We start from the raw sequence: 23,849 nt of genomic DNA, 5'->3' as shown, positions 1-23,849 counted from the left end.
TTGTAGCATTCAGTTTTCGGTGTTTTTCTCCTCTATGGTTTTGGGTAACGTGCCAGCTTTCCGCTTATCTTTCAGTCGGTAGCTTTCTCCCTTGATGTTTACTGTTGTCGAGTGATGCAGCAACCTGTCCAGGATCGCCGTTGCCAGTATATGATCGCCGAACACCTCACCCCAGTCGGTGAAGCTCTTGTTTGAGGTCAGGATGATGCTCGCTTTTTCGTAACGCCGGTTCAGCAGTCGGAAGAACAGATTGGCTTCATCACGCGTCATCGGCAGATAACCGATCTCATCCAGGATAAGCACCCGCACGTAGCTCAGTTGCTGCAACTGGCGCTCCAGCCTGTTTTCCTGTCTGGCTTTCACCAGTGTTGCCATCAGTTTATCCAGTGGCATGAACAGCACCCGATGACCCGCATCTGCGGCCTTTACCCCCAACGCCACCGCCAGATGCGTTTTCCCCACACCCGGAGGGCCCAGCAGGATGACATTCTCATTACGTTCGATGAACACCAGCCCGGCCAGTTCCCGGATAACCCGCTGGTCGATACCAGGTTGGAAGCTGAAGTCGAACTGCTCCAGCGTTTTCACCCAGGGCAGTCGGGCCTGTTTCAGCCGGGATTCCAGTCCCTTATGTCGCCGACCATTCCATTCATGGTTCAGCACACGAACCAGTGTTTCTCGTGCGTTAAGTTCTTCCTTTACGGCCTGCTCAAGCAGATTGTCTACCGCATCTGTCAGATGCTCCATCTTCAGTCGCGCCATCAGTTCTGTCAGTTCGCTCATTACAGCAACTCCTCATAATCGCTCAACGCACGCTGTGCCACCCGGCAGGCTTGCTGCCACAGAGGTCGATGATGCGCGGCTACGGTCTGCCAGCCCGCCGGTTTTTCTGCCAGAAGGTGGGTAGCGATGAGGACGTCATCTCCATACACCCTGAGCTCATCATCCAGTGAGATACGGATGCTGACCGCTTTACCGCACCAGCTTTCCGGCACGCTATATCGATTACCACGAACCTCGATATAGCCATCCCAGGCCACCTGCCGGATGTCGTGATAGCTGGTGTCAAAGTCGCCCGCCGGTAATGCCAGCAGATGAGGGTGCTCCTGGGTAAAGCGTTCTGCCGGTGTCTGACTGAACTGGCGAAGCGTGCGGTGGTCAGCTTCCGTATTTATCCACTGCATCAGCAACTGATTGATATGTGCCAGACTGTCGAACTGCCGGCAACGAACGAAGAAGTTCTCCTTGAGGTATTTCACCATACGCTCCACCTTGCCTTTGGTTCGTGCCCGGCGTGGACGGCAGGCACGTGGCGTGAAGCCATAGTGTTTTGCCAACTGGAGGAAGCCATTGTTGAAGATAACCTCGCCACTGTTGTCATGCTTGAGAACGGCCGCTTTCTGGTTATCAACCAGTACCGTTTTGACGCTGCCGCCAAAGTAGGCAAAGGCTTTGACCAGTGATTCATAGGTATGCTCGGCATCCTGGCTATCAGTCGCCCATGCATGGAAGTGCCGGGAGTAACCGAGGGTGTTAACGGCGAAGCTCACTTTACAGCGCTGGTTGTTGACAACAGTCTCGATTTCACCCCAGTCGTGCTGGAGTTGCTGACCAGGCTGCGTCTCGAAGCGTACGGTCTGTTTGGACGCACGCAGGGCGCGTTTGGGATGCACATACTGACGCAACGTGGAGCGGCAGCCGTCATAACCCTGTTGTTTTATCTCCTGATAAATGACCTCAGTGTTCCAGACATGCTCGCGCAATCGCAGATCAACATAGTCCATGAACGGACGAAGTTTTTTCATTGGTTCACGCCGTCGGGCGTTAACGGTTTTTTCAGTGAGATGTCGTCGAACCGTGCGCTCAGAACATCCGATGTGGTGGGCAATGTCGATAATGTGCGCGCCGTGAATACGCATCTGCTTTATCATGAGAAGGTCCCCTCTGCTTAACATGCGGCTTCTCCGTCTGGTGTAGGAACCTTAAGAGAAGCCTATGTTGGGTGGAGTGGACAAAATTCATGCTGTTTTCCGGTCTTATATCAGTGTTGCCGACATATCACGAGGAACGCCCACATAGCTCATTGAGTGATATGCCACCGGTTATCTATGCGAGGCAAAAACTGGCCGGGGATCCTCATTGGGGTGGTACTAAAAACAGGAGGGACTACAATTGAACATACCAACTTCGATTCACTAGACAATTACAAGGGTACGCATATTGCGTATCTTTCTCGTTACCTTGCTGTTGAAGATCCTGTTTGGCTGTATTCCGATGATGAATATTTCGATTTTGCTATGAGGCATTTAAAACGCATGTTCCCGAAAATCGATGAGTCTTGGGTTGTGGAATATAAAGTCTGGCGCTCCGAATACGCACAACCGGTCACAGAACGAGATTACTCGAGCTATATTCCGGCACGGGATACACCGTTTAAAAATGCTTTTATACCCCTGATCATTGAAGATGCTTGATTTTCAGGCAACAGAAGATCATGCTGTTCACCATGAAAATATTCATCACTGACCAACAAAAAGCTGAACTTGAGCGCCTTCACGATTCCAGTCGTGATAAACGTGTTTGCGATCGTATTAAAGCCATTCTTCTGGCTTCCGAAGGCTGGAGTTCGGCCATGATCGCTCAGGCTTTGCGGCTGCATCAGACCACCGTTGACCATCATATCAGCGAGTTTCTGAATAAAGGGAAACTGAAACCAGAGAATGGCGGTTCAGACAGTAAACTCAGTGCTGAAAAAACAGCCTCTTTAATCAGCCAGTTATCTGATAACGTATTTCATCAGACCCGTGATATTGTCGCGTTTGTCGCCCGGACATGGAACATCGTTTTCAGCGTTCCGGGAATGAATAAGTGGCTGCACCGTAACGGCTTTACCTACAAAAAACCGTCAGGTGTTCCCCATAAATTTAGTGAAGAGAAACAAAAACAATTCATTGAATATTATGAGGAACTGAAAGCAACTGCGGGTGATGAACCGGTTCTTTTTATTGATGCTGTCCATCCTACTCAGGCCACTAAAATCAGTTATGGCTGGATACGCAAAGGCCAGAGAAAAGCGGTAAAAACAACGGGAAGTCGTACACGGCTGAACATCATGGGGGCGCTGAATCTGAAGGCCCCGGAACACCCGCTAATCTGCGAATATAAAACGATTAATGAATACAATGTATCTCGTTTTTTCAATGAGATACGTAAGGTTTATCCTGATTATGGCCAGAAAGTTCATGTTATTCTGGATGGTGCAGGTTATCACCGTTCACAGTTAGTGAAAGAGTGGGCGGAGGTGGTAAATATAAAACTTCATTATCTCCCGCCGTACAGTCCGAACCTGAATCCGATAGAACGAATGTGGAAATTAATGAACGAACATGCCCGGAATAATCGCTACTTCAGCAGTAGCAGGGAGTTCAGGGATGCAATATCTGAATTTTTCAGCGATACGCTACCGGACATGGCGGGTTCTCTGACGTCCCGAATTAATGACCGTTTTCAGGTACTGAAATCTGCATCTTGAGGTTTATTGGGTATATATCGACAATGGCACAGATTTATCCGGAGGATAGAGGCACTAATTATGCTATTCGTGAAGCGCGGGTAATTGCTGATAAGTTCCTATGAGTAAAAACGCGTTTAAAGCTCTTCGATGGAGAATTAGATGAAGAAGTTACATATGATATGGATGATCGGTGTGTCGGCCATATTCATTCTTTACAATGTTGATGCAATGTGGAGTTCCAGCGCCGATCTGGCACATCATTACGCCCTCGCATATCGGATTTCAGAGCAATGGACACTTGGTTCGCATTCCGACCCAACTCTTGGAGAAATGAATATCTATCCAAGGGGCAGTCATATTATTGCTGCAATAATTGGAGTATTAGCTAATTCAACTTTTCTAGGAGTTCAATTAACAACATTAATCTCATTTTCATTGCTTTGGTTAAGCGCTATTTACATTCTGAACGGCCTGCCAAGTTATGCACGGACTATTGCGCTCACCACTGCTCTTGCTCTCGTGATGGTCAATCATTTTGTCTTCAAGTTTGACCTTCATGGCCATGAGATTGTTGGCAATTTTTTCTATGCTCAGTTGGTGGGGCACGCATTTCTTTTCTTGAGCATGGTTTTTGCCATCAGTATTGAGAAGAAGAATGGGGTTCTATGGGCAATTGTGGCATTAGTGCCGCTAATGTTTTTTGTAGCATTCATTCATCTTCTTCCTGCCCTTGAAATTCTTGGTTTAATTGTGGGTCTCATCGCTGTATTTGTATTTACTGAGTATCAGAATGGTCGTGTCGGGTTTCGAATTCTGATATTTGCTACTGCAATGCTGCTTATATCGATAGGTACCATCGTCCTTCATCCCTCATTCTCGGCTATGAGAGCAATTTCCAGGAATAATAATTCTCTTGAATTAAGTAATATCTCTTACCCTGTTGGTTTTTTGACGCTCTGTTTTTTTGTTTTAACCACATCGATAATTCTCTTTATTCAGTGGGTAAGGCGCGAGGATGGCAGTGAGTTTCTCGCTGCAAAGTATTTTTCTATTTATGGGGCGGCGACAGCAGGACTATGCTTGCTCCAGTATGTGCTCACCTTTTTTGGCCAAGGATCAGAATATGCTGTTAAAAAATATGTTTTTGGGTTAACGACGGTATTATTATTACAACTATCAGTGATGCTATCTATGGCCATTACTAAGACCAAGCCTAAAAGCTTAGGTGTTTTTGGGGCCAAGTTTGACTGCGCAATCCTTAATACAATCGTGCTATTTATCCTTTCGCTCTCGGTTCTTTTTTTAAATGTGCCGGCAACTAAGACTCTCGATGTGTCCGATATCGTTTCAATGGAAAAGAGGTTGACCAATCTGGTTGACTTATCGCTTCCTTTGGCTAATGAGGGTAAATCCAATGTTATTATTGGATTGAATGGATTTCCGAATATTATTAACTACTTATTTTCAATTTCTATTGCCAAAACTCCAAAGAATTTAGCGGTACAGAACGTCTTAATCAAAAATAACCTCACTCAACTGAAAAACTATTCATATATTGTCAGTTCATCGTCAAACAAAATTTACGGATCTATTGGCTGTAGAAGTATTTCTTCTGGAGATATCTCAATAATCGAATCCCAGTGCTTTGAGAATCGACTCAAAAGTGCAAGAAATTGTCATCACCCGTTTGACTTTACACTTGACGGTTCGGTTCCTGAACGTTTATTGAAAGGATTTAGTAGTGCAGAATCTCATGGAAGGTGGACGGATGGAGCTGTTGCGAGTTTTGAATGTGCTGCAGGTGGCTCTGTGTTTAAAACAGTAAAACTTGAGGTCACCCCGTTCTTGTATGGGTCTTTGCATAGTCAGCGCCTGCAGGTGTTTGTTAATGGAAAGGATGTTTATCAAGGCAATTTTTCCGTAGCCAGAAACTCAAATAACCCATTAGTGATTGATTTGAGAGGTGTTCCTACTGCAGAAATTTATACACTCTTATTTAAAATGCCAGATGCTACTTCGCCTAAAGAAGTCGGACTCAATGAGGATGGGCGAAAACTTGGATTCAGTTTTAAAAAAATATCATTTGATTAACAGTAAGCTCAACCTCCAAGTATCAGCATAGTTGTCTAGGTAGCGGGGTTCTACCCCCGTTACCGAGGACACTTCTGATAAAAAGGTGGACTGCCCCTAGGATCGTGGACACTCCTGGCTATAGTTGGAAAGCGTTAAACTCAACGGTCATGACCCTCATCTCTGATTGTGTAATCTGCTGATACTATTGTTTTCTTGGCTCAGCAACCGGATAAACGAGCTGTTGTCCTACGTCGAAAATAGTTTAGATTATTACGTTATCTTTTTATCCACACAACGAGAGTTAGCCGATTGGCCATGGTTTGGATGCCGATGAATATCTAATTCCTACTCAGCCAAAAAGTCTGCTGCGCTGATATTGAGAAAGGTTCTAAAGACTTAAAACCTTTCTCCAGTAGTTGACAAGATAGACCCAATCTTTCTCTATGACACTAGAATGATTGCAGTTTCCTGTATCAGATGATTTCAATTTCCGGGAATGGGAAAATGAAGTGGCCACCAGAGTTCAAGAAGTCTTTTTCCCGCTTAAGTATGCCTTCTTTAAAGTGCCATGGCAGAACAAAGAAATAGTCAGGCTTCATTGCACGTGCCTCGGCCTCGGACACGATTGGAATATTCGTTCCCGGCGTAAAGCGACCAAATTTTTCTTCGTTTACTTCAGCGATCACTGGAATATCTGCTGCTGTCAGATTACAGAATTGCAGCAACACATTGCCCTTCGTCGACGCGCCATAACCCAGAACTTTTTTCCCATCAGCCGTCAAGGTACGGATCAAATTGGTAACATCCTTGCGATGGCGATATACGCGTTCTTCAAAATCACGATAAGGGCGCGGAGTATAAAGTCCCATTGCGTCCTCTTGAGCCAGAAGCCACTCGATAACTGGCGTATTTGGCTTAATACGAGTGTTACCTTTATGTGCAACTGTTACCGCAAAGCTGCCACCGTTGACTGCGTTCATTGACACGTCAACCACTTTGAGATCGGCCTGGTCCATGATGTAGCAAATGGCTTCGAGAGAATAATATTCCAGATGCTCATGACATATAGTGTCATAAGATGTCATCCTGAGCATGGAAGGCATGTAGCTTTGCTCAAGATGCCAGACTCCATCCTGATGCAGGATGGACGCTACGTCCCGCGCAAAGGCAATTGGATCTTCCAGATCGTAAAACATAGCAATCGAGGTTACGATTTTGGCTTTTTCATTACTAGCGGATTTAAAATTCACAGCATTGAAAAAATCAGGGACTAGTTTCACATCATTAGGATAGTACTGCTTGAATTTACGTCCCGTTGGATCAATGCCGATGCGTTTGATATGTGATACAGAATAGGCTTTGAGAGAAGTGCAGTCGTTTGATCCAATATCCAGAACTGTATCGCCATTCTGCAATTCAGCACGACGTTCCAACCAGGAAATCTTTCTGGTAAGGTGATCTACCATTGATTGGTTTAAGCCAGAGCGATACCCGTAATTATCGCCATACATCTCATCAGGTTCATAAGAATGCATTAACTGCAGCAAGCCGCTATCCGGGCACCAGCCAAGTTCCAGCGGGCCTGATGTGATAGTTTCATCAGGACTTTTGGGGAAAACGCCAGTAAGAGCCTGATTCCCTAACGAAAGAACCATTTGCAGATTTTCCGACTTTCCGATTCTACACTGTTTTATGGCATTATATTTCATTTAGCTTAAACTTCCTTGACTGATTGAAGTAAGCATCCCAATTCCGACATCGTTTCTGCTGATGCATTTTGAGACACAAGGTCAGCCTCAACGGCCCTATACCAATTAGGATAAATTTCGTTCAAAATAACACGCTTCAGATTTCGCATAACTACCGGATTTTCAGTTGATTTCGCAACAGCAGACTGAAGGCCATTAACCTGAAGTTTCAGACGTTCGAACATCCCGCTCTGAGAAAAACTGTCATTGCCACCACGTCTATTAAGTAGCACTTGAGGGCAATAAAGCAACTTAAAGCTTTTACGGGTCAACGAAAAAATGCGGGTAACATGTGCCCAGCTTTTGTTCGTGGCATCCAGATTCAACGGAACATCGAACCATGTTTTACGATTGACAACGAGACCACCCATAAACGAGAAAAACGCCTCTGATGTTTTTGACGAGCCACAATATTGCTCTAACTCTTGTGGATTATTCAGATCATACAAACGTTCATTTTTATGATTAAGAATAGGCCAATCTGTCAGCACTTTCATATCAAAATCGCATTCATTGTGCCTGACCAAAAGCAAATCGGGTCTATATCGTTTAATTCGGCTCAGAAGATAATCTACAGAGCCATCAAGGCACAAATCATCTGACGAAAAAAGCCAGCAATAATCACTGTCGGCAAAGGAAACGCTCAATGTCATATCATAATCAATGCCACCTTTCGCCATAGCCTTTATATATCTAAGGTTATTGTAGCGCTCTTGAAATTGTGAAACAATTTCTTGTGTATTATCAGTCGAGCAGCCATCAAAAACCAAAACATTGACATCATACTCCTCTGCCTGCGGCAGAATGGTATTGAGCGTATCCGGAAGAAATCGGCCGAAATTATAGGTAGGGATAGCAATGCTAAGAAGAGGATTGCTCATTGCTGCTGCTCCACTCTAGTAGTTGAGATTGTGGCAAACTCCTCTTCGGTAAGATCCGCAAATGGGATCCCATTATCCCGAGCTTTTTGATAGCTCTTCTTGACGATTGGAAGATATGTTTCAAAACTGTCCACCCCGCGGTTACGACGAAGATAGCGAGCAAAACTGAAGTTAGGGTAAGATCCATTATTGTCAGCTTTCTGGAGAAGATCTAGACAATGGATACTATTTCGGAATGTATGGTCACGCCAATGAGATACATCCTTTTCTGGCGCACCATTCAGCTCAGCCAGATCGTATACTTCAGGGATTCGTTCCAGCAGCCAGATTGACGCATGTTCTCCCCAGGATACCTTCAGATTGATGGTTATTGCTGGCTTGTTTAACCAATAGCCTTTCTCCTCCATCATCTTGGACAGGATATATTTTGATGAAGGAACACAGGTTTGCATGCTGCTGAACGGAGCGCCTGACGTATCCTGGTTAAAAATACGCCATGAGAAATTTCGGCGCGCCACAAAGGAATAAATGGCTGTGTAATAATTTTCGTTCCGAGACGATATTTCCCTGATCGGTGCAACTTTGCTCACCCCGGCCAGGGTATAATTCTGAGCCTTGTCTAAATATTCATCGAGAGAATCCAGACTTTCTGGCACATCAGCACTACTGACATTGTAATTCAAATTGATAAGGTCGGGAGATTTTTTCTTAATTATGTCAAGGATGTTTTGCAAAGCATCTTTGTGGATCAGATCATCATCACCTATCAGCCAGACATATTCGCCATTTGCAAACGAAACCGTCTGGGGAAGATTATTTAACATCCCGATATTCGCACTGTTCTGGTAAATCGTTATGTTTGAATAATGGTGATATTTCGCAATCAGATCATCTATACATTCATGAGAGTAGTTATCGCAAATAATTAGTTCGACGTCCTTTTCCAGACCGGCAGATACCGAGATAAAGTTCTCAATGTTAATCGCAAGCCACTTTTTACGATTATATGTTGTTATGCAAACAGACAGCTTGGGCCTTTCCGGAAGGAACAATGAAATTGACGTATCTGGTACTTCTGGTAGAACTGCCACCTTTTTATACGCAGTATGTTCGCAAATGAGTGAAACAAGCTCCTCTGCATATTGATCCCATGTCTTAAAGTGGCGATTTAATGCCTCTTCCACAAGTTTCTGATATTCACTGCCGTTATTGGCTAACGCAATAATAGCGTCTCTAATCTCATCAGCATTGTGTACATTTACTCCATAACACCCACCATGCTGTAAAAGCTCTGCCATTTGACCAAAATTGGCGCAAATACAAGGACGTCCAAACCATAGACTTTCAACAATCGGCAGGCCAAACCCCTCTCGTACAGACGGATAGACCGTGAAATGTGCCGATTGATAGCATTCGCTAAGCTTTTGATCATCAGCATCCTGAATCCATTCAATATTCTCTGATTGGGCAATCAGATCATTCACTTTTGGCTTAAGTGTTGTATCGAATGTATTACCGCTGCCAATCAGTGTTAATTTCAGTTTTCGTGGAGATTTTTTTTCAGCATCAAGGAATGCCTGTAAAAGTACCAGGTGATTTTTTCTTGGCTCCACAGTCGACACACAAATAATGTTGCATGTTTCGTCCGATGACAGGGCAGGCCGTTTAATTCTTGAGGATGCTGAGTACTGTTCAGGCAAACAGACTGCTTTTAATCTTTGCTCAAGAGCAAGACCTTTAAGAGCGTTTATATTTAAAAAACGGTAAAGATCATCATTGCTGCTCTCTGAAATACTAAAAACCTGGTCCATCTGATCGAGCATTTTCATATATTGTTGCATCGCCTGAACAAAGGGCTGCGGATATATGTCATTCATGATAAGAGGGATGGCATCATAGAAAATGCTACAACAATGAGCCGATTTTTCTTTGAAGTATTGAATCACCTCTTGCTGAAAAGAAAGATCACGATTGAGAGGTAAATCGCTTAAAAGATAAACGATCTGCTCATGGTCACTATCCTGAGGCAGCTCTTTCAACCATCTCTTCGGATCTGGGCCATTCCATGCTGCCAGAACTGCAAGCTCAGTGTCATTTGCAACGGTTACACAATGTCTTTTTTCATCCCATTTTACTGGCACCAACCGGTGTCCTGCCTCTATTAGAGTGCGACATAATTGTCGGGTTACACGTTGAATACCGCTATTCCCGCTAGATGCAATAGTCGCATCAACCCAAACGCAAATCACACCATCAAATGTCAGATTCGATCTAGGTCGATTCGTTTCATTGATTATTTGCTGGGCATACTCAGACCAACTTCGCATTGGTCGTCGGATGATCTCACCTATTTTTGCGTCATAGAATGATCTGTCTACGATCAACTTTTCAACTGCACTCTGTAAAACCACTTGGTCTGTAACATCTACTGTTACGCAACCACCATGCTTTGCCAGATCCAGCATCGCTCCGTTTGCAGCACAAATGCAAGGTCTCAGGCGCCAGAGACTTTCGACGATCGGCAATCCATACCCTTCATTCGTCGAGGCGAACACAGTAAAGGCGACCTTTTTATAAAGAAGGTCCAGATCCGCATCATTCATCTCGTTGTATATGCAAATACGTTTATTTTTCCGGGCTTCGTTTTGGACCTGTACCATATATTCCGGTTCGACGTACTGTCCGACTAGAGCCAGTTTCCACTCTGTTTCAGGATGAGAATGACAATAGGCATTAAATGCCCGGACCAACGTTAACTGGTTCTTTCTCAGGCATATTGATCCAAGGGAAAGAATGATTTTTTCAGTAGAAGACCAATCAAAAATCTGTCTCTCAGATGCATCCGCTTCTGGCAAATTGTTGGCAGAAATGACGGGAGTCTCTCTGGTAGAAAGCTTCTCTATCGCGGCATAATAATGATGTAGCTCTCTACCGGAAAAATCACTTATTGGCCAAATAATGTCTGACAGAGACAGATCGGACAAATACCGCATATGTTTAAGAGCATTAGAACTCGCTGACTCGTGTGTCAGAGGAATATGATCGTAAAACACGGAACCAACTTTCAGGCCCCAATCCCGTGCACATTTGATTAACCGGGAGGTCACAGGAACATTATGATAAGTATGATATGTAACTTCCGGGACAAGAAGCCAGTGTTGCACCGGAGACGATTTTAGATGTGGCCCAACCTGATCAAAATAATCCTTATCAAGAAGATGACGCGAAAGAGAGTTGAGCTTTATGTTTGCAATTTTCTTGAAGTTTTCCAATTCTGCTTCGGACAACGGCGCTAATCTGAGCGTATCGGGAGACAGTTTAACCGGAACAACAGTTTCGCCCAAATTGCAAAGATTTTCGGTCAATTTTGTCACCACACGAGTAATGCCAAACATCGAATCCTGTCTGCAAGTAAAATCAACATAAACAAAAACGATTTTCTTCTGAATAGGCTTTACATTCAAACCATTCACTAAAAGAGAGACGTTGTGATCGTCATGTCCATCTTTTATTTTGATGTTGTCACATGGGAGAATTAGGTTTTGCCGATAAGTGGACACCAGTCGCCTAATTTTAATTTCAATGCGCGGAGACATTGACAAAATTTTCTTTACAAGATTCAACAGGTAAGGGAAATTGCGTGCTTTTTTATAAGAAAAAATGATGATTGATTTCATATTATTTCTTAATGCAGCTTTCTGGGTTTTAACAAAAAGAGACAATTCTCGTAAGAACTTTGTGATCAGCCAAGATCGCGAATGCAGCAAAAAATGCCTGTCTCTCTCAAACTGATCACGCTCAATCGCGATCGCATCAGCGGAAACTTTGTATTCGTCCCTCTCGGCGATTGCCGCATTCAGTGCAGCACGCGCTTCATCACGTTCAGCAATAGCAGAGCTCAACGCAACCAGCGCATTAGCTTTTTCAAACTCTGTTACAGGCACAAATTCGTCGAATAAACTGGAAGGTAATGTGAGAAGCTCGGCAAGCTCACGTTTTTCATGCGCCAGATAAAAACGATTGGCTCCATTGAAACAAACCGAATCATAGCCAGCTTTCTGAAATGCGTCTTCAATTTTCTTTGATTTGGTTTCCCCCCCGAGCGGATCAACGGTCTGTACAACCACAATCCAGGGTCTGTTGCGTTTCCAATCATTTCCCTCAATAACCTGTAACTCAGTATTTTCCACAGAAATATTGAGAAAATGCACCTCTTGCCCCTGAGGAACGTATTTTTCCCATATATCTTTAAGGGTTAAAGAACTTGAAGTATATGTTTTGTAGCTAAACCCGTAGTCTGAAAAGTATTTAACTAAACCTTTTTCAAATGTTGAAATCCCTTTTTCTTTGAAAACGTAAAGCGGAACATCTGAATACTTTTTATCCAAAATCGCTATATTCAGATTTACATCTTTAGGACGTTTCTGAACCAATTGGTTAAATGAATCTATGTTCGGCTCAATATTAACTCCATGCCAACCTTCCTTGTAAAATGCATTCGTTACAGAATGAATATCTGCCTGGGCTGCACCAATATCGATATAAAAACCTTTACTCATCTGCTTCAGGGCACGCTTTAAAATTACATCCTCAAAATTTTTTGCGTATGAAACAAAAGTCATAAGTTAATTTTCCTGATCAGAGAGTCATTATCGAGCCGCACCAGAGCAAAACATGGTTCTGGTTCCGTTCCGTCCATAAAGAAATTAATACAAGAACACAATATTTTGTCCGCTAATGATAGAAAAGTCGCAATTTTTTGCAAACGTATTCACAACTGCCTCACCCGCCACGCTATTACTTTCAAGGGGGACAATGCTGATGTTTAGACAAACCAACCTGGCTGATTTTAAGGCCTTGATATCGCATGACTAAGGTATTCAGACTTCAATTTTGAAGCGTAATATAACGCAATATCATCATAAATCACAACCAGTTAAATAACATACCATTGAAACCATTTTGTCATTTAACTCTCTTTTTTATATATTTTCAGCAAGAATACGACGGGAAAGGAATATGCTGAATAGTAGAACGCTGAAGAGAATTTGCATCCTTCCTGATGTGATGATCCGCTATCACCATATGAAACTGAGCTTCATGAAGGGAACATCAAAGATAGACCTTGTGATTGAATCAATGCCCTCTGTTTCACCTGTCACACTAGCATAAACATTGAACGGTTAGCACGACTCTGCATGTACAAGTGTTTAGGTGTGTCACGCAATAGAGTCATCTGGTTAAAATACAATCAATAGGCGAACCATCATGAAGAAAGCGCGTTTCACGGAAACTCAGATCCAGCGGGTCTTGAAAGAAGTTGAAGGTGGCCGACATGTGAAGGATGTCTGTCGCGAAAATGGCGTAGCGAAAGCTGGTTACTATATCTATGGACTACCTCCGTTTTGCAAGCACTGAATCTGGGTGTTAATGCATTGTCAGAGGTACGATATCTGACAAAAAACTGGCGTATGGAATATAACGAAGAGCGGCCACACAGCTCACTCGGAAATCTGCCGTCGGTTATTTATGCATGATAAAAACTGACCGAAAACTCTCAATGGCAGTGGTACTAAAGTCGGAGGGATTACAGATTGATGGGTATAATTTAGCCAACGCCGCTGATTTACGCTCGGGGGAAATACGTTCCACCCTCTTCCCCATCTCTATAAGTGTTTTTAATGGGGATCCCATCTATTCTGACTAAGGAGGCGATAAGTTGACTAGGCTCGAAAGCTGTGAAGGGGTCACTGAACATATTGATAACTCGGTGAGATTTGTATATGGGGATCATTAAGATAGCTTTATACTCATATCTTCTGCCCAATAGATTATAAGGTAACTTGTTCTATCCTGTGAAATGACGATAATTGACTTGTTATTTATCCACTGTGCCCGTTTTCATTAGCTGAAGGTGGAAGAGAAATAGGTATTTTGTTTATTGGCATGAAATTTATTTACTAAATTGGAGCGTAGGTATGAAATCCGTGGTTGTTACGGGTATTACTGGTCAAGATGGCGCTTACCTGGCCGAGTTATTGCTGAACAAGGGCTATACGGTATATGGCACATATCGCCGCACCAGCTCCGTTAACTTTTGGCGTCTCGAAGAGCTAGGCATTGATAAACATCCGAATTTTCATGTGGTTGAATACGATTTAACCGATATGTCCGCCAGTATCCGTTTGCTACAGAACACAAAGGCGACAGAAGTCTACAATCTTGCGGCACAAAGTTTTGTTGGCGTTTCTTTTGAACAACCTGTAACCACTGCTGAAATTACCGGTATTGGTGTTTTGAACTTGCTTGAAGCTATTCGTATTGTTAATCCAAAGATCCGCTTCTATCAGGCATCGACATCCGAGATGTTTGGTAAGGTTCAGGCTATTCCGCAAACTGAAAACACGCCTTTCTATCCACGTAGTCCTTATGGTGTAGCCAAATTGTATGCTCACTGGATGACCATAAACTACCGCGAAAGTTACAATATTTTTGCTTGTAGCGGCATCCTGTTCAATCACGAGTCTCCACTGCGTGGTCGGGAGTTTGTAACGCGCAAGATCACTGATTCAGTTGCCAAAATCAAATTGGGCAAACTAGATGTGCTGGAATTAGGAAATCTTGACGCTAAGCGTGATTGGGGTTTTGCTAAGGAGTATGTTGAGGGTATGTGGCGGATGCTGCAGGCTGATACTCCAGATACCTACGTTCTGGCGACTAACCGTACCGAGAGTGTGCGTGATTTTGTGACCATGGCTTTTAAAGCAGGTGGTTTTACGCTGAAGTTTGAAGGGGCATCAGAGAATGAGGTCGGGATTGATACGACTACTGGAAAGGTCTTGGTGCGAGTGAATCCGAAGTTTTATCGTCCATCAGAGGTGGAGTTACTGATTGGTAATCCTGCCTATGCCCAAAAGAAATTGGGTTGGGAACCTAAAACTACACTGGAAGAACTCTGCCAGATGATGGTGAGCGCAGACCTTCGTCGTAATGAAACAGGACTCTCTTTCTGATGGCTGAACAACGCATTCTGATCACTGGCATTAATGGGTTTACCGGCCGTTATATGGCAGGCGAAATGTCGTCGGCAGGGTATCATGTCTTTGGGTTGGGGACACAACCTTCGTCCGGAGCCGATTTTTTCCAGGTTGATCTGGCTGACCAACCCGGATTGCAGGACGTTATTGATCACATCCAACCGGATGCGATTATCCATCTGGCCGCATTGGCCTTTATCGGCCATGGTAATGCCAATGATTACTATCAGGTGAATGTAATTGGCACGCATAATCTGCTCGAATGCCTTGATAAAACGACCAAAAAGCCTCAGTCAGTTCTGATTGCCAGCAGTGCCAATGTTTATGGTAACCGTTCGGAAGGCATGCTGGATGAGCATGCTCAGCCGGATCCTGCTAATGACTATGCCGTCAGTAAGTTATCTATGGAATTTATGGCCCATCTGTGGATGGATCGCCTACCGATCGTCATCACCCGGCCTTTCAATTACACAGGGATTGGTCAGACGAATGACTTTCTGCTACCTAAGATAGTCGATCACTTTAAGCGTAAAGCTCAGATTCTTGAACTGGGGAACCTGGATGTCTGGCGAGATTTTAGTGATGTACGTGCCTTGGTTCAGGCATATCGCCGTTTGATTGAAAATGGTGTCGCGGGCAAGGTGGTCAATGTCTGTTCCGGCCAGATGCACAGCCTGCGTGAAGTGATTGCTCTCTGTGAGTCGATTACTGGTTATCATATAGGTATTAGTGTGAATTCTGCTTGTGTTCGGACAAATGAGGTCAAAACGTTATGCGGTGATGCTACCTTGCTTCGTTCGTTGATTGGTGAATGGCAGACGCCGAAACTTGAAGAAACACTCCGTTGGATGTTGGAATCGGAGTGAGGATTATATTATCAGTTGAAACAATTCGGTTTCCTTTAACGGGTATTGGCCGTTACACATGGGAGCTTGCATCTGCTCTAATGCAGGCTCCCCAACTTTCTGACCTCAAGTTCTTCGCTGGTAATCGTTTTCTCTCAGAGCTACCTGTGGTTCAAGAGAGAGCCGGGCTGCAGCACGGTATGAAACAGTGGGTACAGAAAAGCTATTTTGCTACCGAGGTTTACCGGGTTCTAATGCCTTTGCTAAAACGCAAGGCATTGAAAGAATATGGTGATTACCTTTATCACGGCCCAAATTTTTTTTTACCGCCATTTCAGGGTAAAAAGATCGCCACCTTCCATGACTTATCTCCATTTACCTGGACGGAATGCAACACATCGCAGCGAATTCGTTTTATGCAGAAAGAGCTCATAAAAACAATTAGTTGTGCTGATGCGTTGATCACGGACTCTGATTATGTACGTCAGGAGGTTGCAGATTACTTCAACTGGCCTATTGAGTATATTCATGCCGTTCCGTTGGCCTGTTCTGCTGATTTTCACCCTCGCACTGCAGATGAGTGCCTTCCTGTATTGAACAAGTATCAATTGAAATACCAGCAATATTTACTCTATGTCGGTACCATTGAACCACGTAAGAATCTCGTGGCATTATTGGATGCCTATTCCAGACTTTCTCTTAATTGTCGGCGCCTAATTCCTTTGATCCTGACGGGATATAAGGGGTGGCATAATGAAGATATCATGCACCGGATTGAAGTTGCAGAGAGAGAAGGATGGGCTCGTTATCTTGGTTATTTGCCTGCCAGAGAGCTACCTGTGTTGTTTGCTGGTGCACGAGTGTTTTGTTTTCCGTCTTTATATGAAGGGTTCGGTTTACCAGTACTTGAAGCAATGGCTTCTGGTATCCCTGTAGTCTGCTCAGATTCATCTTCTTTACCCGAAGTAATTGGAGATATAGGATTAATGTGCAAACCGGATGATGTAGACAGTATGACAGATTTGTTGGCTCAGGCTATTGAGGATGAGCCGTGGAGAAGTAGCAGTATCACCCGTGGGTTGCGACGTGCTGGCGCGTTTTCATGGCAACGTTGTACTGAACAGACAATTGCCGTTTATGAGAAAGTTGTTAACAGCTAATGAGAATTCTTCATTTCTTCAAAACTTATTATCCCGACGCTTATGGTGGGATTCAGCAAGTCATTTATCAACTTGCTGAAGGCTCTTGTAAACGGGGAGCTGAAGTGGATGTCCTAGCGTTGAGTCCTAATGGGCCTTCACAAAATAGGCTCAATGGCAATCATCATGTTTATACATCTCGTCAAGATCTATATGTAGCATCAACGGGATTTTCTCTCTCGGCAATCAATGATTTTCGTCGCCTTGCCGAGAAGGCTGATTTGATACATTACCATTTCCCATGGCCTTACATGGATTTGGTCCATTTTCTGGTTCGTCCTCGTAAACCGACAGTTGTGAGTTACCATGCTGATATTGTTAAACAAAAAAACTTATTACGCATTTATCGACCGTTGATGTATCACTTCCTGAATAGCGTTGATGCCGTTGTTGCATCGTCGCCGAATTATATGCGAACCAGCCCAGTCTTACAGTCACTTAAAAGAACACCTGATGTGATTCCTTATGGTTTGGAACCAAGTTTCTATGCGAAAGCATCTTTTTCCCAACTTGAGAAATGGCGTAATCAATTTGGTGGCCGTTTTTTCCTTTTTGTTGGTTTTTTGCGCTATTACAAAGGGTTGTCCTATTTACTTCAGGCGATGGCCGGACTGGATTATCCTCTGGTTATTATAGGTGAAGGGCCCTGCGAAAAGGAGCTCAAAGCTCAGGCAGCTGCTTTGGGGCTTAAGCAGACTCACTTTATCGGCCCAGTTACGGATGAAGATAAGTGCGCATTGCTTGAGCTTTGCTATGGGATGGTTTTCCCTTCACATCTCCGCTCTGAAGCATATGGCATGACATTGCTGGAAGCTGCCATGTATGGAAGACCAATGATTTCCTGCGAGATTGGTACTGCTACAACATTTGTTAATGAACCCAATGTCACGGGGTTAGCCGTTGCACCAGCAGATGTCCAGGATTTGAGACAGGCATTGATTCGTCTTTGGTCCAATCCTGATATGGCCCAGGATATGGGGAAAAGTGCACAACTTCGATTTTATGAGCACTTTACTGCTACCAAAATGGTAGACAGTTATATGAGTATCTATGAACGCTTGATTGCGGAATATAATTGAGCTTCCCTGAATTAATCGTGATAAAAGTAAATGGTTCTCTTTGCTGAAAGACTTATAAGCTACCGAATAAATTCAGCCCCACTCGCGTGGGGCTGATGCATTGATTATTTCACTGTGTTCAGCGTGGTCTGGTCAACATAAGGTTTCATAATTGCATCCGCTTCTTGCTGTGCGGTTTTGACCGCGGCTTCAGGCGTCACTTTTGCATCATTGACCACTGCGGCCAACTGATTTTCCATCGCTTTGCGCACCGCTACGGTTTCGTAGGTGGCGTACCAAGGATGTGCGTATTTCAGCTGTTCCAACGCAATGACCGCACGAGGGTCTTTCGCCAGATAAGCCTTCATTTCTGGTGTGTCATAAGAAGCTTTGCGCGGTGAGAAATAGCCGGTGAAGCGGCTCCAACTGCCGTTAATCTTCGGGCTAACCAGATATTTCAGGAACGTGTAAGCGGCTTTTTTCTGATCTTCCGATATGCCTCTGAAGCTGACCAGACTGGCACCGCCAATCGTTACAGCTCGTTGTACTTTTGCTGGCAGCATCGCGACACCCAGCTCAAAGCCTTTGGTGTTTTCCCGCATAAATCCCAGTGCTCCGGTACTTAGCATCGTCATACCCAGCTTACCGGAGAAAAACGCCGCGCTGATTTGCTTGGAGTTCAGTACGCCAGCTGGCATTACGTTGTCCTTGTAAATCAGGTCCTGCCAGAAGCGTAATGCACCGATAGTCGTTGGGGAGTTGTAATACACTTCGCCAGGATAGTTTTCGTTATAGTAATTACCGCCATTGGCGCGTACCAGCGCAGAGAAAATCCAGCCGCCGTAATCGTCGTTAGTGGACGGTAACATAATGCCCCACTGACCTTTGCTCTTATCGGTCAGTTTTTTGGCATCTGCCAACAATTCCTGCCAATTTTGCGGTGGCTGATGAATGCCGGCCTGCGCAAACATGGTTTTGTTGTAGTAGAGGATCGGCGTGGAATTCTGGAATGGGATAGCGTAGGTCACGCCCATTACCTGCGCATTTTTATGCATCGCGGGCCAAAATTCGTTCATCAGGAAGGGTGTGGCTTTCTGATCGCCATATTTAAACAGTTCATCCATCGGCAGAATTTCTTTCTTCAGTGCCAGATCGGTAGTGAAGTTGGCAGACATAATCACCAATGCAGGAGGCTGGCCGGCTTTAGTGGCTGCTTCCGCTTTCATCTTTGTGGTGTCGTAATTGCCGGTGAAGATACCGCGTACTTTCACGTTGTCTTGTGAGCTGTTGAAGTCTTTAATGATCCGTGTCATTTCCATGGTCAGCTTGCCATCTACTGGTGCTGGAAACATGAAATCAATATCTTGTTTTGCTAACGCCGCGCCAGAGAACGTTATGGCGACGCTGAGCGTTAGTGCCTGTAACTTATGCATGGGGGATCTCCTGGTATAAATTATGCCGGGTTTCGGCATTAAAAAGATGAACATCCAAGGGTGAAAATCCGAGACAGACTGTTTCGCCGGTGATCGGAGCTGTTCCGCGATTTTTGCGGTAATAGCGCAATAGGCCGATAGGCGTATTGACGTGTAGCAGATACTCGGCACCCAGCAGTTCCCGCTGTATTACGGTGCCGGTAAGCTGTAGAGTGTGCTCTTCTGCGTTGGGGGCGTCGGTGATATGTTCTGGTCGTACGCCAAAGAAGACGTTTTGTATCTGTGTCGCATGGGAAGGTAACGGCATGGTGCATTTATCCACCAACACGTTGCCATCATTGCAGGGTAGTTCAAATACATTCATTGCTGGGGTACCGATAAACCGCGCGACAAACAGATTGGCCGGATAGGTGTAAAGCTGCTCCGGCGTACCAATCTGTTGCAGTTTACCGCCATCCATCACGGCGATACGATCAGCCATCGACATGGCTTCCGTCTGGTCGTGGGTAACGTACACCGTGCTGGTTTTCAACTGTTGATGCAGTGCCATAATACCGTCCCGGACTTCGGTGCGCAGTCGGGCATCCAGGTTGGAGAGCGGTTCATCCATTAAGAACAGGCGTGGATTACGCACGATGGCACGAGCCATCGCCACTCGTTGGCGCTGGCCGCCGGAAAGTTTGGCTGGCTTACGATCCAACAGCGTATCCAGTTGCAGTAACCGAGTGACTTTTTCTACTTGCGGTTGATAGATAGCCTTGGGTTCTTTACGCATCCGCATGCCAAAAGTGATGTTCTCTTTTACTGTTAAATGTGGGAACAGCGCGTAATTCTGAAAGATCATCGCGAAATTGCGCTCGCGGGGCGAAAGCGTGGTGATGTTCTCGCCGTTTAGCCAGATTTCCCCATCACTGACATTTTCTAACCCTGCCAACAATCGCAGCAGCGTGCTTTTACCACAGCCCGAAGGGCCAACCAGTACTAAAAATTCACCGTCGGCAATATCCAGGGATAATGACTGTAACGCTGGTTTGCCGTCGAAATACTTATTGATGTTATTCAGTCGCAACATTGACATCACTGTTCATCCACCGGGTAGCTGATGGTTTCATCGTAGAGCCATGGGCCTGCATAGTGCGCCAGAGAATGGAGGTAACTCACCAGATGGTTGTCGACCAGCCGATGCATCAGACAGGCTGGTGGTGACATGTTGTAGTAAGGGCGTTTATCTTCATGGAAATAAGGCACTTGATGCACTGTTCCAGGCAGGGTGGCGATGATTGCCTGGCGATACTGGGTCATGATCAGACAATGATTGTGACCGCAAAAAATACGGACCAGTGAGGGAAAACGTTCCACCAATTCCAGCAGTCGATAGCCGTTTTCACAGGCGATGGGGTCCATTTGTGCCGAACCCAGTGCGATGGGTGGATGGTGCATAAACACGGCTGTCGGCTTATCGCCGCTGGTACTGAGTTGTGTTTCCAGCCATGCCAATGTCTCTTCCGTCAGCCAGCCCTTTGAGGTACCGGTCCGGCTGGAGTCGATAAACAGCAGACGCATTGGATAGTCGTCTATCGCGTAGCGCATATTCTCCGGATCGTTACCCAATTGCGGACAAAGCGGGTGCAGATATTCCAGAAAATGTGTTTTATCGTCATGGTTACCGGGGATGATATACAACGGGTAGCGCAGGTATCCCAGTATTTGGCGCGCCACCTGATATTCTGTCGGGTGGCCGCAATTAACGATATCGCCGCTGATCACTACTGCATCCGGGCGTTCAGTTAATGCATTCAACTGGGACATGACATCAGCATTGCTGGCGTTGATGTCAATAAACCCGTACAGATTTTGCCCTTGGCTGCGAAAATGGGTATCGGATATATGGGCTAACAGCATGACTTACTCCTTCATTTAATCCCTGAAAAACCAAAACTTCTTAAAAACTGCTTTTGAAAAAGAATAAACGCCAACATTAGCGGCAGGCATACCATCAATGTCCCCGCACTGATTACTCCCCACTGCCCACCGGATTCTGCGCCCATGGCGAAGGAGACCAGCCCGACAGTCAGTACCTGCTTATCTGGGTCATTGAGCATCATCAGCGGCCATAAATACTCATTCCAGTGGTAGGTAATGCTGACTGTGGCGAACGCCAGAATGGAAGGCCAGGACATCGGTAGCAGCACACGAAATACTACTTGCCACCAACGGCAGCCCTCCATCAGCGCGGCCTCTTCAATCTCTTTGGGAATGTTCATGAATGCCTGACGCATCAGGAATACGCCAAATGCGGAGGTGAAATAGGGCATCATCACGCCGGTTAGTGTGTTGAGCAGACCAAATTGTTTCAGGGTCATCATGTTGGGTACGATCATTACTACCGGCATGATCATCAATTGCACCAGAAACAGCGTGAACAGCGTCTGTTTGCCGCGAAATTCATGGCAGGCAAACACATAACCGGCCGTGGTGATGGTCAGTAGCTGAACGGAAAAGGTGCCGAGGGCAAAAAACAGCGTATTGGCATACAGACTTAACCAGTCGGCGCTTTGCCAGGCATCGCGGAAGTTGTCCAGCGTCAGTGGCAAGCGCGGTAGTAGTGATGCCATATTGATACTAAAAGTGCTGGCGCTGAAAGCGGACGACAACATCCAGATAAATGGGCTTACCCATAGAAATGCGGAGCAAATCAGTAAGGTACTTAGCGTCACACTGTTGAGGCTGCGTATTCGCAGCCACGCAGGAAGAGATGCGACTGTGTGGGCTGAACGGGAAGCGGATGGAGAGATCTCAACGCTCATAATGGGCCCCTTTATTAAGCACTTTCAGATTAATCATCGAAAAGAGGAACAACGCGACCAGCGTAAGGAAGGTTGCGGCAGAGGCTTTACCGAGGTCGTGAGTGTCCCAGGCCAGATTCTGGATGTAGTACAGCAGCACGGTAGTGGCGTTATCCGGCCCGCCATGAGTCATCACTACCACATGATCTATCTGGGTAATGGAGTAGATAAACGCGGTGGTAATCACAAAACTGAGGGTGGGGCGCAGTAATGGCAGCGTAACATTAAAGAAAATCTGTATCGGCGAAGCGCCTTCCATCATGGCGGCCTCTCGGGTAGAGGGGGGAATACCTTGCAGTCCGGCCAGAAAGAACAGCATGTAATAGCCTGCGAATTTCCATACACCAATCACGCTCAGTGCAATCAGCGCACTGTGACTCATGCCGAGATAGTTGTTATTCATCGGGCCAAACAGCTTGGCCAGGTAGTAATCCAGCAACCCCATGCCTGGCATAAAAATGAATAACCACAAGGCGGCGGCGCTGACCATTGGAATAATCATTGGAAAAAAGAAAGCCGTACGCAACCAACGGTTAACCGTGGAGTTTTCCCTCAATGCGACGGCCAGTAGCAATGCCAGTATTACACCGGGTATCACCGTCATCAGGATGTACAGCGCATTATTCAGCAGTGCGCGCCAGAATACCGGGTCGTTCATCAAGCGGATGTAATTACCCAAACCGACAAAGGGTGGCGAGTTTTCTGTCATGCGGGTGTCGTAAAGACTATCGAAAACCGACCGTAGTAGCGGGAAATAGGTAAACAAGAACAGGAATAGCAGAGAAGGCGACAAAATTAGCCAAGGTAACCATTTACTACGCATGGTGTATTCATTCTTTCTGTAAAAAGAGTGGATTATCCTGAGCAGTAAATGCTGCAAGAACATTGCAAGTGAGTGACGGTTTTGTGATGACGCACTATTGACTACGTTATCTATCTAATAAATTTCAAGGTTGAGAAAGTGAACGGAGGTGCCATAACGCGATGCATAAGTTCGGTGTGTGGTCCTGAACTTAACTGAGGCAATGTTGTCTATATTACGAGCATTTAATTATTACCCTATTGTGATATAGCTTTTATTTATAATCATTCAGACAGCCACATCGGGTAATATGGTGTCGTTCGTTTGTCTGGCGCTGAGTCTTTTACACGTCTATCCATTAATCATTTTCGGTTTGTTGCCTTTAACCAACGAAAAATACTTCATTCTGCCAG

18 protein-coding genes and 1 pseudogene are annotated in these 23,849 nt (G+C 45.1%); 9 read left to right on the top strand and 10 right to left on the bottom strand.

What is annotated here, in order from left to right; translation table 11 throughout:
* Positions 1–9: 9 nt before the first annotated feature.
* Together istB and istA are read right to left on the bottom strand one after the other, a co-directional pair.
* Positions 10–783, bottom strand: coding sequence for an IS21-like element helper ATPase IstB (istB, locus tag RS889_RS19315; RefSeq protein ID WP_315708409.1), 774 nt, complete (start codon positions 781–783; stop codon positions 10–12).
* Entirely contained in the window at positions 783–1,955 is a 1,173-nt protein-coding gene (gene istA / locus RS889_RS19310; RefSeq protein ID WP_315708408.1) for an IS21 family transposase, read from the bottom strand. The genes istB and istA overlap by 1 nt, the downstream gene beginning before the upstream one ends.
* Before the next feature lie 189 nt (positions 1,956–2,144).
* On the opposite strand from istA, the gene RS889_RS19305 reads away from it, so the two are divergent.
* The 3 genes from RS889_RS19305 (at position 2,145) to RS889_RS19295 (ending at position 5,605) form a co-directional block, all read left to right on the top strand.
* Positions 2,145–2,474 (top strand): FAD-dependent oxidoreductase, encoded by a 330-nt coding sequence (locus RS889_RS19305; RefSeq protein WP_425475088.1) that lies wholly within the window; start codon positions 2,145–2,147, stop codon positions 2,472–2,474.
* Positions 2,475–2,506: 32 nt separating this feature from the next.
* Positions 2,507–3,532, top strand: a complete 1,026-nt coding sequence (locus RS889_RS19300; RefSeq protein ID WP_315710871.1) for an IS630 family transposase — start codon at positions 2,507–2,509, stop codon at positions 3,530–3,532.
* 141 nt (positions 3,533–3,673) lie between these two features.
* On the top strand, positions 3,674–5,605 hold the full coding sequence (locus RS889_RS19295; protein WP_315708406.1) for a hypothetical protein: 1,932 nt from the start codon (positions 3,674–3,676) through the stop codon (positions 5,603–5,605).
* Between the two features lie 455 nt (positions 5,606–6,060).
* On the opposite strand, the gene RS889_RS19290 is transcribed toward RS889_RS19295, so the two are convergent.
* From RS889_RS19290 to RS889_RS19280, 3 genes are read right to left on the bottom strand one after another with little or no spacing between them, the layout of a single operon-like run.
* Positions 6,061–7,296 carry a class I SAM-dependent methyltransferase gene (locus RS889_RS19290; protein WP_315708405.1) on the bottom strand — a complete coding sequence of 412 codons (1,236 nt, stop codon included), beginning with the start codon at positions 7,294–7,296 and terminating at the stop codon, positions 6,061–6,063.
* Between the two features lie 5 nt (positions 7,297–7,301).
* Positions 7,302–8,216, bottom strand: a complete 915-nt coding sequence (locus tag RS889_RS19285; protein ID WP_315708404.1) for a glycosyltransferase family 2 protein — start codon at positions 8,214–8,216, stop codon at positions 7,302–7,304.
* Positions 8,213–12,838, bottom strand: coding sequence for a glycosyltransferase (locus tag RS889_RS19280; protein WP_315708403.1), 4,626 nt, complete (start codon positions 12,836–12,838; stop codon positions 8,213–8,215). Before RS889_RS19280 ends, RS889_RS19285 begins: the two co-directional genes overlap by 4 nt.
* Before the next feature lie 646 nt (positions 12,839–13,484).
* Here RS889_RS19280 and RS889_RS19275 point away from each other — a divergent pair.
* The 6 genes and pseudogenes from RS889_RS19275 to RS889_RS19255 all read left to right on the top strand — a co-directional run.
* Positions 13,485–13,601, top strand: a pseudogene (locus RS889_RS19275) (transposase); the annotation flags it as partial.
* A gap of 86 nt (positions 13,602–13,687) precedes the next feature.
* Positions 13,688–13,753 carry an integrase core domain-containing protein gene (locus tag RS889_RS23905; protein WP_425475162.1) on the top strand — a complete coding sequence of 22 codons (66 nt, stop codon included), beginning with the start codon at positions 13,688–13,690 and terminating at the stop codon, positions 13,751–13,753.
* Between the two features lie 441 nt (positions 13,754–14,194).
* Complete coding sequence (gmd, locus tag RS889_RS19270) at positions 14,195–15,229, top strand: GDP-mannose 4,6-dehydratase (RefSeq protein WP_021014474.1); 1,035 nt, start codon at positions 14,195–14,197, stop codon at positions 15,227–15,229.
* Positions 15,229–16,119 carry a GDP-mannose 4,6-dehydratase gene (locus tag RS889_RS19265; RefSeq protein WP_315708402.1) on the top strand — a complete coding sequence of 297 codons (891 nt, stop codon included), beginning with the start codon at positions 15,229–15,231 and terminating at the stop codon, positions 16,117–16,119. The genes gmd and RS889_RS19265 overlap by 1 nt, the downstream gene beginning before the upstream one ends.
* Complete coding sequence (locus RS889_RS19260) at positions 16,098–17,258, top strand: glycosyltransferase family 4 protein (RefSeq protein WP_315708401.1); 1,161 nt, start codon at positions 16,098–16,100, stop codon at positions 17,256–17,258. Before RS889_RS19265 ends, RS889_RS19260 begins: the two co-directional genes overlap by 22 nt.
* Positions 17,258–18,376: a glycosyltransferase family 4 protein gene (locus RS889_RS19255; protein ID WP_315708400.1), complete on the top strand. Its 1,119-nt coding sequence runs from the start codon at positions 17,258–17,260 to the stop codon at positions 18,374–18,376. The genes RS889_RS19260 and RS889_RS19255 overlap by 1 nt, the downstream gene beginning before the upstream one ends.
* Before the next feature lie 104 nt (positions 18,377–18,480).
* Here the strand turns inward: RS889_RS19255 and RS889_RS19250 are convergent, their stop codons facing one another.
* The 5 genes from RS889_RS19250 to RS889_RS19230 are packed head-to-tail and all read right to left on the bottom strand — an operon-like array spanning position 18,481 to position 23,457.
* Positions 18,481–19,788 carry an ABC transporter substrate-binding protein gene (locus RS889_RS19250; RefSeq protein ID WP_315708399.1) on the bottom strand — a complete coding sequence of 436 codons (1,308 nt, stop codon included), beginning with the start codon at positions 19,786–19,788 and terminating at the stop codon, positions 18,481–18,483.
* Positions 19,781–20,860 carry an ABC transporter ATP-binding protein gene (locus tag RS889_RS19245; RefSeq protein WP_315711122.1) on the bottom strand — a complete coding sequence of 360 codons (1,080 nt, stop codon included), beginning with the start codon at positions 20,858–20,860 and terminating at the stop codon, positions 19,781–19,783. Before RS889_RS19245 ends, RS889_RS19250 begins: the two co-directional genes overlap by 8 nt.
* Positions 20,861–20,865: 5 nt before the next feature.
* Positions 20,866–21,690: a phosphodiesterase gene (locus tag RS889_RS19240; protein WP_315708398.1), complete on the bottom strand. Its 825-nt coding sequence runs from the start codon at positions 21,688–21,690 to the stop codon at positions 20,866–20,868.
* Between the two features lie 11 nt (positions 21,691–21,701).
* A complete protein-coding gene (locus RS889_RS19235) occupies positions 21,702–22,595 on the bottom strand; it encodes a carbohydrate ABC transporter permease (RefSeq protein WP_315708397.1) in 894 nt (297 codons plus the stop codon).
* Positions 22,585–23,457 (bottom strand): carbohydrate ABC transporter permease, encoded by an 873-nt coding sequence (locus RS889_RS19230; protein WP_315708396.1) that lies wholly within the window; start codon positions 23,455–23,457, stop codon positions 22,585–22,587. Before RS889_RS19230 ends, RS889_RS19235 begins: the two co-directional genes overlap by 11 nt.
* Between the last annotated feature and the right edge of the window lie 392 nt (positions 23,458–23,849).

Origin of the sequence: Brenneria uluponensis (assembly GCF_032395385.1) — a bacterium.
Taxonomy (GTDB): domain Bacteria; phylum Pseudomonadota; class Gammaproteobacteria; order Enterobacterales; family Enterobacteriaceae; genus Prodigiosinella; species Prodigiosinella aquatilis.
The sequence above is the reverse complement of the archived record's forward strand: the minus strand, read 5'-3'. Positions and strand labels throughout refer to the sequence as shown.